Source organism: Mesorhizobium sp. M4B.F.Ca.ET.203.01.1.1 (assembly GCF_004791025.1).
In the GTDB taxonomy this organism is placed as follows: Bacteria; Pseudomonadota; Alphaproteobacteria; order Rhizobiales; family Rhizobiaceae; genus Mesorhizobium; species Mesorhizobium abyssinicae.
The window spans coordinates 117,841-131,473 of record NZ_SRUO01000017.1 but is presented as its reverse complement, the minus strand read 5'-3'; the positions used below and the strand labels follow the sequence as shown (position 1 = coordinate 131,473).

Sequence of the window (13,633 nt, the reverse complement as noted above, 5' to 3'; positions counted from 1 at the left end):
ATCGCGTCTATGGCGAGACGATCTCGGCACCCTCGACAGACCGCCGAATGCTAGTGATCAAGCAGCCCATCGGCGTTGTTGGCACGATCACGCCATGGAATTTCCCGGCCTCCATGGTGGCGCGCAAGATCTCGCCGGCCCTGGCGGCGGGCTGCGCGATCGTGCTCAAACCTGCTGAACAGACGCCGCTCGTGGCAGGTGCAATATTTGCCCTCGCGCAGCAAGCCGGCTTTCCTGACGGCGTTGTCAACCTGGTCTATGCGTCCGAAGGTGATCGCGTGGGGCCGCGAACTCTGCTCCAATGCCAAGGTCCGAAAGATCAGCTATACAGGCTCCACTGAGGTTGGCCGACTGCTCATGCGCCAGTGCTCGGACCAGATCAAGAAGGTCAGCCTCGAGCTCGGCGGCAATGCGCCCTTCATCGTCTTCGACGACGCGGATATTGACGCTGCCGTTGACGGCGCGATCCAGGCGAAGTTCCGCAATGCCGGCCAGACTTGCGTTTCATCGAACCGGCTTTACGTCCAATCGAGCGTTCACGATGAGTTCGTCGAGAAGTTCGTGGAGAAAGTCCGGCACTTATCGGTTGGCGACGGCTTCGCTCCGGGAGTGGACGTCTGACCACTCATCGACATGCATGCTTTGGCCAAGATCGAGTCCCACATCGCAGATGCCGTTGCCAAGGGTGGGATAATCGATGCGGGGCCAAACGTATCGGCAAGGATGGCACCTTTTTCAAACCCACAGCCTTCACCGAGATCTCCAGCATCATGGCGGTTGCGCAAGAGGAGACTTTCGGGCCGTTGGCGCCGATCATCCGCTTCCACGATGCGGATCAGGTTGTCTGTGAGGCAAACGACACGATTTACGGGCTCGCCGCCTATTTCCATGCCTCGAACCTGAGGCGTGTCTGGCGCGTGGCCGAGGCATTGGAATATGGCATGATTGGCATCAATACGGGGCGTATGTCTTCGGATGCGGCGCCCTTTGGCGGCATGAAGCAGTCCGGCATCGGGCGGGAGGGTTCCCGCCACGGGCTCGAAGACTACCTCGAAATGAAGTACCTCTGCATGGGTGGAATCTAAATGACGTCGCCCCGAGTTTCTCCAGTTTTGGGTTCGTTTCCGGCGTGGGTTGTGCGCTGCTGGGCGGGTGAAGCGACGGGGGCTGGCGCGGAGCCTTTCGCATAGCGCAGCGCGAGCGACCGTCGCGGATTGAAGGTGGTGGCGAACTTGGCCGGTGTCTGCCAGGCGATTTGGGAGTGCGGCCGCGCGGTGTTGCAGTCGGCGCGCCACAGGCGATAGCGATGCTTGCCATGCGCATGGAATGCCATTCGACCGGTTCTGATCCGCGCAGGAGAGGATGGCGTTCGAGATGAACTGGCTGGCATTATCACTGACCAGTGATGAGCCGGTCAATTCCCGGGCAACCAAGTGCCCTCGACCGTGCTGAATAGTGCGCCTTTGCCATACCGGCGGATTAGCGCGGCCGACCTTACTTCGGCATGATGCGAGCAATTTCTGCACCAGGCGCGCAACGTATGCCACTCCCTCAGATCGCCCAGCGATACGTCTGGGCCTGCATGTTTGCTGCCTTCTGCGATGGCTTGCCGACACTTTCGGCTCGCCGGGTGTGATGATCTTCTTCTGCGTCTTTCCCTCTCGGCGATATTGCCGTTCGGCCGTCCCGACCAAGGCCAAACCTCGGGCCGTTTTCCCGTTCCCGGGTCGAGCTTGAACGTCTCGTCGATGATGTTCTGGCGTGCTGCGAGCTCAACGCCGAGGCGCTTGGCATCGATGCATGGCACGACATATTGCGGCGGTGTCGCACGTGTTCGACGGTTTGGGCTTCAGGATCGTGCGGATGGGCCACGCTTTTCTGGCGGCGCGAAACACGGGCAATGCGCGTTCAAAACCTGACAAAGGCAGAAACTTGTCAGGTTCAATCCAACCGCCATCCGGGCACTGCGGAGGTTTTTCAAAGCATATTCATGCACTTGCGCGCTGAGCCCGCTGGCATGGACCTTGCAACGCTTGCAGCAGGACGGTATGCAATGGAGCAGACGAGGATGTTCTCTCCCCTGAACCGTGTGCCGTCTCTGAGAGGGAAATAAGCTCGTGCAGAAAATCTCACAACCTTTGACAACGGCTTTGGAGAACAACGTGGTGTTGCAGATCGAGTCCCCGGCTCCTTCGATTCAAGCGGAAACCTGGCTGCGTGGCGAGCCCCTCACCAGCTTCGAGCCCGGCAAAGTGTACATCGTCGAATTTTGGGCAACTTGGTGCGGTTCGTGTGTGGACGGGATGCCCCATCTGATGCAGCTGCAGGAGAAATACAGGGAAAGCGGCGTTGAGATCGTAGGAGTCGCGGCTAGTGAACGCGCTCCAACGGCCGATGAGGCCCGAAGCACGTTGGACGCTTGGTTGACGGAAAAGTTCCCGAATCTGAACTATCGGATCGCATTCGACTCCACAGGCGAAATGGACAAGCTTTGGATGGAGCCCAGCTTTTCTTTCTGGATTCCCACCAGTTTCGTGGTCGACCGAGACGGCTGCATCGCCTTTATTGGTGAACCGACGGAACTCGATGAGGTCTTGCCGAAGGTGCTTAACGGCAGCTGGCGCACCAGCGATCAGGCAAAATCCGCCGATGCGGAGCGGATCGCGGAAGGCGAACCCATAGCGCGCGAACAAGCGCTGAAGAAGCCGATCAAGGACAGATATCGGGCGGCGGTGGAGAAAAAGGATTGGAAGACGGCGCTCTCGGCGATCGAAGAAGGCATCGCCTTGATGCCGGACAACCTCGGTTTCCGCCGTTCTCATGTGAATCTGTTGCTTCACAAAATGAAGGACATGCAGGTCGGCTTGCCCGTCATGCGCCAATTCGTTCGCGACGCGATCAACAGAAACTCCGAGAATTGGATGGTTGCGGCGTTAGACGAGCTCTTCTTTCCGAACCTTGACCATTCGCACTTTCCGTCTGCTGAGCGCTTGGCGATGGGAAAACAGCTGTCCGAACACATCCTGGCACTGAATCCCCCGGAAAGCGACAAACGTAAGCTCCTGCCTTATCGTTTGGCAGCCCTGTACTATCACGAGAGCGGCAACAAAGATCGGGCGATCGAGTTGATCGAGATGGCATTGAAATCGCAGGGCGGTCCGGAGCGTATCCGGGACCAAGATGAACAGGACGAAATATCGCATTTGCTGCAGTTCCTGGCCTACTTCAAGGGTGAGAAGGTTTGTTACGGCGCTCTGTGTGCGGCTCCAAACAATGGCCGATTCGACAGTTGGTATACCGTTTGCGGCTGACCGCCAGCTTATGTGAGGGACAGAATTGGCCGGGCGGACAGCTCTTGATGCGAACGGCGCAAACCCCCGCCCGGCTTGCGAAATCACCTGGGCCGCTCTTTTGGACCTAAGTCCGAAGGACTGCGGCCTTCTACGATGCCCGCCTTTGTTTAGGCGGGCTATGAGCTGAGCTACGGGTTTTGCCCGCTTCTAACCGTTCGCCAGCCTAGCGCAGGTGCCTCTCAACACCTCCACCACACCAAGGTTTCATGCGGGTAGCGAATTCGATCTTGGCGGCATGGCCATTAAGCACATGGGATGGCCTCGCTGGCGGCATGCCTGTGATCTGGTGCTGCAGCCCACGCTTGCCTCCGCCAGCGGTTCGATGAGGCAGCCTGTCGCACAATTGATATCAGGACTTCAATGCCGGAACACCGGCGCCACCCTCAATTCAATAAATGAGGTGTCGCGCACCACGGTTGGCTGCTTGATCCAGGCAATTCCGGCCGCCGTCATCCTCAATGAGGTGACCTCGACCAGAGCCTCGGCCTTGAATGGCATGATCGAGGTGCATGGGTGCGGCCACCGTCATTTTCGTCAATCCGAACGGGATTTCTTGCAACCGCTTTGCGGCTTTATCCAACACGCCAAGGGCCGCGCTGTCGACAGGTGGCGCGAGCTTGGCGCCGAGGCGTCCACGTCAACAGATTCTTCTGACAATCGGGACTTGTACGATCACCCCAGGGGGGCGAGAGCCCATGACGATCATCGTCGCGCCGGCCGCGATCTGAAGCAGGCGTCGGCGCGCCTCCCGCCTATCTTCTGGCGAGGCTTCGGTGAAAGACGCCGATGGCGGAACGGAAACACCAGGACCGGCTGAATAGATCCCGAGCTGTGCGATCGCGTTCGGCCAAGTTGAGGAAAGCGAGCTGAATGCAGGACTTTGCACGCTAGCACCGCGTTGCCGGGCCATATAAGAGATTTGGCCCGGCGCGAGAAGCGGCACTCGTGGCCAAAGAACGGGATCGCACCGGCCGCCACGCTGTCAAAATGCCGAAGTTGTGATCCGGCACGACGCTTAGCTTCTTCCCGCTCTTTGGCGATGAAGCGTTCCAGCGTGTGAATCTTGAGCACACCTGAAATCACTTCGTCGCCGAGAACCAACGCCGGCGTGACGTTGATGTACAGCTCCTTGGCGAGCGCGCAATTGCGCTCGAGGACGTTTTCGATGGCGCGGTCTTCCATGTCCCGCTTGAGCTGCTCAACCTCGAGGCCAACGTGTCGTGCGATAGTCAAGATGTCGAATTGGCTGAGCTGGCCGCGAGCAGCCATAAGGGCGTGATGGAACGCCTCATATTTTCCCTGTTTGCTGGAGGCGAGCGCCGCCAGTGCGGCAAATTTGGAACCCGGTCTCTTGCCCGGACAATGTTTGTAGACAACCTTCAGCATGGGATCATGCTTGAGGGCTTGCTGGATTGTACGGTCTTCCGCCCGGCACCGCGGGCAGTTGTAGTCCAAAAATAAGACGAGAGGGACGTCGCCATTCGGGTTGCCAGCAGTTGGCGCAGCGGCGTCGTTTAAGAGTGCGTCGCGCCGCTCTGGAATGAGCTTCCGCCAAAACGCGACGAGCCGGCTATGGTTTTCATGCTGGCGCACGTAGTCTTTGGCAACTGGACCATATTGCGTCGCCAGCCCGAAAAAAAGCAGGGCTAGGGCTGAAAGAGCGATACGGCCGGCTTTTGGCGTAAGGCATGGTTAGGCTCCAATTAACAGTGAACGGCAGGGCGGCAACGGCTGGCCTTTTGACGTCAAAGGGGGCACCGCTTTAATGCCTCACCCGCTGTTCGCGGATGACGGGAGGTCAAGGGGCTCGTGCTATTCGAAGAGATGCGGTGGGATGGCTGGGCCCAACAGCCGACCCATCCGTGAGCGGCGCTGTGTGCGTGCGAACTGCCCCCGCGGTCGCCGTTCGCCGAGCGGCTTCAGGCGGCCGAGTGCGATGGCTGAGCGTGACTGCAGCAAACACCTGCACGTAAAGCTGGGATAAGAGGGCTTAGGGCGCGCGGGACTCGCGCTGCGGTGTGCGGGATTATATTCAACAATTCTTGTCTCCTAACCGGATCGAGGCAGGTTCCTCCCTCCCGGGCATCTCCCGTCGCTGCGCTCCGGTCGAACGTTGCACCAAGGGTCCTTGCAAGCCCCGCGCCAATCGCGATGTCGGCACTTCAGGAAGTGATTGCGCGGGCGGCAGGTGGGCAGTGGTCAGCGCGCCTTTCCAGAATATCGCTCGCATAAACGTCCGGCGAGCGGCTCCGAGCGTACCTGCCATCGCCGGGCTCTGCGACAGCCTGAAATCTATCTCGAACCAAATCCGAATCGCTCGTTGAGTCTCGTCCCTCCCAGCGCGGTAAACCGCGCCTCGATCTCGGCATTCCAGCAAGCCTCCCACGAAGTTCGCCCGCTGGACAGGGTGAAGGTCTGCTGTCCGATTAGCTGGTTTAAGATCAGCTCAGGCTGCGGCGGCCGCTCGATCTCGCAAAACTCTACAATTCTGCGAATGGTCTCGAGCTGAACTTCGCGTCCTTGGTCGCCTATGATCTGCTCATAGCTCAATCCAAGAACATTCTCCTGATCCGCCCACGGTGCCACTGGATGGCAGCGATCATTGAAAATGAAAGGCGCGATCTCATCGAAGTACTTCAGCATTTTGTCAGGTCCGTCCGGCTCATTGCGCCACGTAATCTCAGCCCTCTCAGGCGGGCACCAATCGCTGTCACCTACATATCGCATCTGCGACACAATTGCCGCACGCATTTCGCGCGAAAGAAAGACGATCTTGAAATCCGCTAAACAATGGCGAGTGCCGATGTCGCACGGTAGATGCCCATAGCCAAACTGACCGGGCTGAATAAAGCGCGAGGATATCTCGATCGGTATCCATAGAATATTTTCGGAATGAGTGAAGCGAGCTCGCTCGACATCCACAAAGCGGAAGTCTCCAAGATAGTCTTTATTAAAGAACACATCGGACTGTACAAGCCCGAGCAGTCCAAGCAGACGGGCATATAGGTGGGTGCCCGCCTTCGGAATGGAACATATCATAACCCGCGAGCTTGAGCGGCCGGCCGTCGGCTTGATTGACCAAGATTCATTCGAGCAGGGATAAAGTGGAAAGGGTTGACCCGCGATATCGCGCAGCTCTTCTGGAAGCGGGTGAAACATTGTGGTTTCCTCACTGTTGCAGCGGCTTTTTTAAACAGCCGGAGCCAATGCGCGACAGGACAAGTTCCTGACCAGCTTGACCCCAAGCAGTCGCGCCCTCTGTTGCCGTACCAGAGAAGTAAAGCCCGTCGCATGCGCTAGCCGCGAGACGAACCGCTAGTACGGGTGGCATCGGCAAGCTCGTGGCCAACTTGCTGAGATGAGCTATTTACCAAACGCCACGTCGGCGTTCCCTAGAGATGTAGTCACCTTGTCATGCCCCCGTTTTCGATCGGACGATGAACCTAATCATAGAAGAATGCAAGTAAGATTGGTTATGTCGCCAATATACTAATGAATATATTTTCCCAGACGGCACCGCTTGCGTTGCCGTGCAGTCGTCCCCACTGCCCTGACGACGAGGACACCACGGTTTGCGCGGCGCATGCGCAGCCAGTAAAGCAAGCTCCATTGACAGCATCGGGCCAGGAGACGTCGTTAAACGAGGCCACTCGCAAGACCGCCTCGCGAGCGGCCGAGCGCATGCCCTCGCGTCCATTGCCCCGACTGCCGAGACATGGGCGCGAACGGAGCGGCAGCCGGAATCCGATATCGACCTTGTCTATGATCTGCGTCAGTGAACCGTCAGCGAGACTCGAATATGCAGGGCTTTGCTAGGCCTTCGCGGGTCGACTGCCAGCTTGGAACGAACACTAAGACACATGCGGAAGCCCCGACATACACAGAAATTGCTGCTAGACATCATCTATGATGCAATTAACACGGCTCCGAATGCGCTCGCACGTATAGCTCTGTATGTTGCACAAGACCCCGAGGCTGTTCTGGCGCTGTCCATTGCCGACCTTGCGCGCAACACCGCTACCGGTTCTGCTTCAATTGTAAGATTTTGCCGAACCTTGGGACTCGCGGGATTTCGCGAGTTTAAGATTGCGCTCAGCGGCGAAATTGAGCGGCGGAAGTTGAGCGGCGAACTGGCTGAACGCGCGCCATCAGAAGCTGTAGACACAGCTCCTCGGATCGCCATCCTCAGTTCTGCTTTACAAAACTCAATTTCCGTGTCCGCTCGTGGTTTTGACGACCTTCAAATTAGTGGGTTTGCCAACCGCATCCGAGCGGCCCGATGCGTCGAACTGTTCGGCACGGGGCCGTCATCCGTCTGCGCTGATATTCTGGCCATGCGACTGATCTGCCTAGGTTTCCCCGCACATTGCTCGGGGTCCGCCACCGTGTCTCACGCTCTCGCGCGAGGGCTTGGCTCGTTGAGCCTCGCCATTGGCATTTCGTCGCGTGGCCACACTGTGGAAACCAAGGATTTTCTGGCTATTGCGCGCGAAACCGGAGCATACACGATTGCCATTACGACCCGCGTTGACTGCCCGATCGCCCGGACTGCGGACGAGGTGGTATTGTTTACCTCGGCTGAGGCTTGGCCACAGGCCGGGTCGGCGATGCACGTGCCGCCTCTGGTGTTGCTGAGCGAATATCTTTGCCAGTGTCTGCAGATGGCGGAAGTCTGAATCCCCACCAAGGCCAATTCGGGCAGTTCCGAGGTTATTTCCGGATCCCACCTCGGTCTTCGTCGCGCGTGCTCGCGTGCACGAGCCATTGAAGCGATAAACTTGAACCGCACTTTCGACTGTGCGTACTGCGTGCTTGTTACATGGAAACGACGAACTCACCGAGCAACCCTCTTGCCACGGCGCGCGGGTGTTTGGTGATCATAGGGGAAGCTTCAACAATTGAGAAGCTGACGAACTACTACACCGGGATCAAACCGGAGGACAAGGCAGGTTCCTCGTCGTTGGGCAAGGCTGCAGCACCAGGTCGACTCCGTGACCTAGGCGGTCCATGCGCAAGGTTCGACGGCGCGCTCGCCGACTGAGTGGCGCTGGAGGGCCTCGAGAGGGCATGGGTCGGCCGCAGCAGCGTGGGACGCAGGAAGGCAGGCAAGATCCTAGCTTCCTTCTTCACCGACAGCAAGTCAGCGGCTCCTTTTGCCGGTCGACAGATCGGTGGACCAGGTCGAGCTTCTTCCATGTCCACTTCTACGTTTGCCACGGTGTTCGGGAATTCCTGGGAGATTGGGGGCTGACATCTATCGCGTGCTGCCACGAAGGTTGGTATTGACGTATTTCGCGAGGTCTAGCGCGGAGATGCTACCAACCAATTGGTCCAGACTCATTTCGGCCGAGATTGAGGCGGAATGCTCCAGGAGTGCAAGGAGATCATCCCTGTGCTTCGAATGGTGGTTCTCCAGGTGCATCTCGACCTTTCGCGCGATGACGTCCGCGAAACTCGCCCTTGTCCCAAAAAGCGGATCGTTGATTAACGCCGTCGGTCGTTCCTGTTCGAGAACCCAATTTATCGCCAGGGTCCCGTTCGATCTCAAGAATACGATCTCCAGCTCCGCGTCGGCAGGTCGCGATGTGGCAATGGAGAACCCCGCGTCCGCCAGAGCCCTGGTATCCTTATCCACAGCCTGATTGAATGCGGCCAAATTGACATGATGAATGTCAATGTCGTTCGGCGCACGCTGGATGAACTGCGAAAGGACGCTACTGCCCGCTACCCAGCTATCTTTGCTCCGATTGCGCGAAATGGCGACCAACGCAATGCGCATCAGCTCGGGCATCATGCGCTTGTGGCCTTCTTTGATATTGAGAACAGCCTGTAAGTTACTTTGACGTCGGGATAGGTCCCGGCTCGCAGAAGCACAGATGTGAGATCATTTGAACCCGCAATCTTTTCAAGAAGGTCGTCACGGGCATTAGTGCCGAACCCAAGAACGATACGACCTGATTCCGTAAGGAACCTTGGGCCATCTGAAAGAAATCTCTCGAGCAAGTTGTACCCTGGATCGATCGCACCACCTTCGAGGTCGTGGACAAACTCGTAATCTTCTGGAGCGTAGCTCGACGGGTAGTTCCAAAATATGATGTCGAACCTTCTGCCAGGTGGAACATTGTTAAATATATCGCTTGCGATGACCTCGACGTTACTAATGCCGTTTCTTGCAGCATTCTCCAACGTGTTCGCGACGGCCCTCGGATTGATGTCACAAGTCAGCAACGACAGCGCGCCAGTCTTTGCCAACAGAAGGCCGGGAAGACCGAAACCGCAGCCGATTTCTAAGACGGTCTTTCCGTCGAATGGGGGAAAATTCTCGCTAATCCAACGCCAACTCTGGAAGTGCTCTGGAGGAAAAACCCCTTCCTGTACGACCAGATCCAGTCCGAATGCCTGCATCTGACGCGGGAAAGTGGCTTGTTGACTTGTCCGAAGCGTTGTCCTGATACGATCAAGTTCGCTCATTGTTCTCCGGCCTTCCGGCGCGGTGCCATGCCTGGTTGTTTTCCCGGCTCGACGGCATCAACGGTTCGCTTCAGTAAGCAATTCCAAAGAGGCATTGAAAACAGACCGGCCTCAAGAATGAGGCGGTCCCAAGATGAGCGGAGGGGTGCATACCGGAAGAGGCCTTCTAGACCGGCTCGATCCCCCTGGAAATACCGCTGGACGGCTGTCGTTAGGCCCGACTTTGCTGCGGTTAGGAGTGCTCTGTCGTAACAGAATCTTGCGTGGGCAAACGCGCTACCATCACTCCGATTGTCCGGCATCGGCGCAGCTCCCCTGTCGCCGAGAACGTTTAGCAACATTTGGAAAGATGAATGGGCAATATAGCCGGAATCGAGAGAAATCCAAGCAGTCGCTTCGTCGCCCAACGACCGGCACCTAAGTATTCTCAGCTCAGCATCCATTACTTGATGACTATCGCTCACATGAAGGAGGTTCGTCACGGGATTATCGCAGAAAAAGAGACTACGTACGGTGCCGGATAAAGCCTGGGCCGGCTGTGTGTTACCCTTCAGTTTTTGCGACAAGTGCAGCGCATTAGGTCCGCTCCAGATCGTGGCGCAAACCGGACGCATGTCGAATAAGTCCAGCACCAATGGCCAATGCTTCCCGCCGGTGGAACAGGTAAGGGTATAAAACGCATCAATGGATTTGCGACTATGAATCGAAAAGAACCGTTCCGAGAGTTCCAAACCGGTTCGCCGGCGAATAAATTCGTCGAGCAGCGAGGTTAGGCCAGAGCGCGCGACTTCCGGGCCATACACTATCAGCGCCGTGGATGACATCATGCCGCCCCCCCCAAAGGGTCGCTTGTGATATGGGCCTTCCTGCTCGCGACGGTGATCCTAGTCGCTCTAACGCGTCTCCCTTCCAGCCAATCGGCGAGACGAGCGGGATGACGGGCATTAATCACAACGCCGGGAAGGCTTTTCTTCGCCATGAATTCGACCGCGCAGGCGTCAATCGAGGTGTGGCCGAGAAGGACAAGATCTTGAGCAGCGATCTGCTCTATAAGTGCAGCGGGATCGTCGGTTGCTCCACCGCGATACACGCCATCGACATCTGTCAAAATCACCAGCTGTGGTGCCCCAGTTAACCAAGCGATCCACGCGGCAACGGCGTCGGATGTGACGTCCCAACTCCATTCCACTGGGTCAGCCGCAAACAGCAAACGGGAAGGCAGCAGCACTGGAATCTTCCCAAGTCTCGCGAGAGTTCGGCATTCGCCTAGGCTGGCCGATGGAACTAGTTTGGAAGAGAAGGCGGCATCCGCAAGCAAATACCCCGTTTGGTCCTGTGCTAGAGCACACGCATGATGCGCGGTACACGGATCTAATCGCTCGGCTGCATCAATCGCCTCAATTGCTTTGTCCGGGATGCCGCCGCCTGGAACAAGTAGGATTCGATGGCCCTTATCGGCGAGACGCTCAAGTTCAGCCAGTGCGAGCTTACACACGGCAAGATCACGCATGATGCTCCCGCCGAATTTGAGAACAATCGAAAAGCCATATGGTGGAAAACCTTTTATTGAGCAGTCCATCGGCTTGCCATCCCGCCCTCAGGCAACAGATACGATCTCAGGAATTTTTGAAGCTAGGTTTGGAAGCGCTGCCCAGACCTTTTGAAACGCGGCCGCGTACAATTTCATCACTTCAACGTCGTTTGGTGGAGCGATCTCCGACACGTAAAACATGGTGTTCAATATCTTCATGGCGTTTGGAAAATCGGTCCTTGACCATTGGCCGCAGATATCCGGCAGATATTCAAAGACGGGCTTCGTCAGCCAGACCGCAACGGGAACTCCCTCGGCTTGAAGAAGCTTAATGATGAAATCCCTGGCCGTAGGGCCAGGTAGAAAACCGAGCTTTTCCGGCTCAAGACGCAACGGGAGATTCAGCATCGATTGTTGATGATCTGCTGGATCGAAAAGAGGCAGAAGCCCTGAGAGGTGGCCAATCTCCTGCCAAAGGAACCTAGCATTCCTTCGCCTTTTTTTAAGCTGCCGGTCAAGCTGCTTGAGCCTGTGATTAGCAATGGCAGCAGAGAATACATTGGGTCGGTAATTGTAGCCTTTGGAGTTCGGGGAGAATATCCTAGCTCCACATCGCGACGAGCTTGTCAGCGAAACATTATCTACATGGTGGATCAGAGCAGGGTCCCTCGTCAGGACAAATCCAAGCTCACCTGCCCCGAGGTGTTTAGCTCCGTTGCCGGAGAGAGAGAGTGCATCGCTCTCCAAGTAAGCTCCATTGACAATATCTTTCGCAGCGCCAATTGATTGGCAAACATCATCGATAATCGCCACGCCTCGCGCTCGCGCCGCGAATCTCAAGCTGGGAACCAAGAGGTTATTTCCGAACAGATGAGTTATGAGCGTCGCCGCGTCACCTGGCTTGATGAGGGAGGCCGCCATCTTCTCATCAACTCCGGCAAGGTCTGGCTCAACATCGACAAAGACCGGTTCGAGTCCACTGATCGCGATTGGGCCGACGGCTCCCGGCCAGTTCAAAGCCGACGTAACGACTCGGCGACCTCGGTTCCGGTAGTAGTCGAGAGCCACGTGAATAGCGGCTGTGCCGCTTCCAACGGCGCGCACAGACCAGTTACCCGACCAATCCGCTAGCCGCTTTTCGAGCTCAATCACCATAGGGTGATTGACGCGATGATATTTGCCGCTTTCGACAACATTTGCGAGCGCCTTCAAATGTTTACGTTTCGCAGCTGGCCAAAGAACAACTCGCCCAGCCGGCACCGTGGGATCTCCTCCAAAGAGCGCAAGAGAAGTGTCCTTCTGGTGGACGCATCGTGTGCTTGCTGCCGTGGCTAAGCTTACATCCTTGGTCATATGATCAAGCCTGGTTGTGTTACATCGGCCATCGGCCACTCGCGAAGTCACGAGCCGAACCGACCCGTCTCTCGCATACTTTTGCGTCTTGCAACGAGGCTCGGCTAACCCACAAGAGCAGAGTCGCTCCTGAGAACAGGCTGGGCGCCGTAGCGCCCTCGCTACGTTGAGTTCAGGAAAGAGCTTTCAAGCTCGCAACCGGCGTATGAGGCGTCAACCTCGTCGGAAATGAACTCGCTGAACGATGCAGTCCCTCCTTCGTAAATCAACACCTAATAGACCCTGACAAGAAGGGGAAGTGGTCCTCTGAAATATATTTATGGATATATTATTTATTCTCCGCCTACCTTTAGCCTCCTATCTGAGATATTTTAGTATCGGAAGTGACAACGCGAGGTTGCTTTTTCCGCCTCTCGTACCGGCACCATTTAAAAGATAAAAAGCGCAGCGCGGATGCGCAGGAATATCATCCCGCCAAAGCCGCGGGCCAGATAATCAGCCAACCTTGGCGAGCTGGGAGCACCCCGAGCTTCCGTAATTGGTTGAAGCACTCGCCGGACCGAGGGCCGGCGTCCAATGTTAGTAGCCCCTTTCGCGAACACTCCGGCTAGTGGGTTTGTGTCAGAATGACCTCTCCCGGGATCGTATTCTGAGCGCTCAGTGAGGATGTATCTCGTTGTAGTCATCCCACCGGGCGATCTGGCGGAGAACCATGGGTGATCATGCAAGGAGTGAGGCGAACGCAATCACGCTTGAAGGTTTTGACCCAGGCTTCCGACACGTCGCTGGAGTGGGGCGCTTCACGGGCGTGGAGCAAGTAACGCGGTCAGCGCAGAGGCGAAGGCGCGTGTTCCTTGCCGGTGTAGGGGTGCCATTTTCCGACAGGTCTCGATCGGATGAGGCACCCTCGTCGATCCGAAGCGTG

10 protein-coding genes and 2 pseudogenes are annotated in these 13,633 nt (G+C 57.0%); 3 read left to right on the top strand and 9 right to left on the bottom strand.

All coding sequences use genetic code 11. The annotated features are described in order from the left end of the window. Positions 1-1,085 (top strand): annotated as a pseudogene (locus EN846_RS27770) (NAD-dependent succinate-semialdehyde dehydrogenase); the annotation flags it as partial. Here EN846_RS27770 and EN846_RS27765 read toward each other — a convergent pair. Then, positions 1,082-1,403: pseudogene (locus EN846_RS27765) on the bottom strand (hypothetical protein); the annotation flags it as partial. The pseudogenes EN846_RS27770 and EN846_RS27765 sit on opposite strands and share 4 nt — an antisense overlap. Before the next feature lie 714 nt (positions 1,404-2,117). Here EN846_RS27765 and EN846_RS27755 point away from each other — a divergent pair. Further along, on the top strand, positions 2,118-3,311 hold the full coding sequence (locus EN846_RS27755) for a TlpA disulfide reductase family protein (RefSeq protein ID WP_245460610.1): 1,194 nt from the start codon (positions 2,118-2,120) through the stop codon (positions 3,309-3,311). A gap of 399 nt (positions 3,312-3,710) precedes the next feature. On the opposite strand, the gene EN846_RS35325 is transcribed toward EN846_RS27755, so the two are convergent. From EN846_RS35325 to EN846_RS27740, 3 genes are all read right to left on the bottom strand, one after another. Continuing rightward, positions 3,711-3,851, bottom strand: a complete 141-nt coding sequence (locus EN846_RS35325; protein WP_164746818.1) for a hypothetical protein — start codon at positions 3,849-3,851, stop codon at positions 3,711-3,713. 204 nt (positions 3,852-4,055) lie between these two features. Continuing rightward, positions 4,056-4,946 carry a DsbA family protein gene (locus EN846_RS27745; RefSeq protein WP_236370657.1) on the bottom strand — a complete coding sequence of 297 codons (891 nt, stop codon included), beginning with the start codon at positions 4,944-4,946 and terminating at the stop codon, positions 4,056-4,058. 699 nt (positions 4,947-5,645) lie between these two features. After that, positions 5,646-6,512, bottom strand: coding sequence for a sulfotransferase domain-containing protein (locus tag EN846_RS27740; protein ID WP_108722861.1), 867 nt, complete (start codon positions 6,510-6,512; stop codon positions 5,646-5,648). Positions 6,513-7,240: 728 nt separating this feature from the next. Here EN846_RS27740 and EN846_RS27735 point away from each other — a divergent pair. Continuing rightward, positions 7,241-8,029: a MurR/RpiR family transcriptional regulator gene (locus EN846_RS27735; RefSeq protein ID WP_189347427.1), complete on the top strand. Its 789-nt coding sequence runs from the start codon at positions 7,241-7,243 to the stop codon at positions 8,027-8,029. A 578-nt stretch (positions 8,030-8,607) separates the two neighbouring features. Here EN846_RS27735 and EN846_RS27730 read toward each other — a convergent pair. From EN846_RS27730 to EN846_RS27710, 5 genes are read right to left on the bottom strand one after another with little or no spacing between them, the layout of a single operon-like run. After that, a complete protein-coding gene (locus tag EN846_RS27730; protein ID WP_051695334.1) occupies positions 8,608-9,147 on the bottom strand; it encodes a hypothetical protein in 540 nt (179 codons plus the stop codon). After that, entirely contained in the window at positions 9,144-9,824 is a 681-nt protein-coding gene (locus tag EN846_RS27725) for a methyltransferase (protein ID WP_127282365.1), read from the bottom strand. Before EN846_RS27725 ends, EN846_RS27730 begins: the two co-directional genes overlap by 4 nt. Beyond that, positions 9,821-10,651 (bottom strand): nucleoside-diphosphate kinase, encoded by an 831-nt coding sequence (locus tag EN846_RS27720; RefSeq protein ID WP_236370659.1) that lies wholly within the window; start codon positions 10,649-10,651, stop codon positions 9,821-9,823. Before EN846_RS27720 ends, EN846_RS27725 begins: the two co-directional genes overlap by 4 nt. Beyond that, positions 10,648-11,403, bottom strand: coding sequence for an aspartate kinase (locus EN846_RS27715; RefSeq protein WP_127282364.1), 756 nt, complete (start codon positions 11,401-11,403; stop codon positions 10,648-10,650). Before EN846_RS27715 ends, EN846_RS27720 begins: the two co-directional genes overlap by 4 nt. 18 nt (positions 11,404-11,421) lie before the next feature. Next, positions 11,422-12,708 (bottom strand): DegT/DnrJ/EryC1/StrS family aminotransferase, encoded by a 1,287-nt coding sequence (locus EN846_RS27710; RefSeq protein ID WP_095521241.1) that lies wholly within the window; start codon positions 12,706-12,708, stop codon positions 11,422-11,424. Positions 12,709-13,633 lie beyond the last annotated feature (925 nt).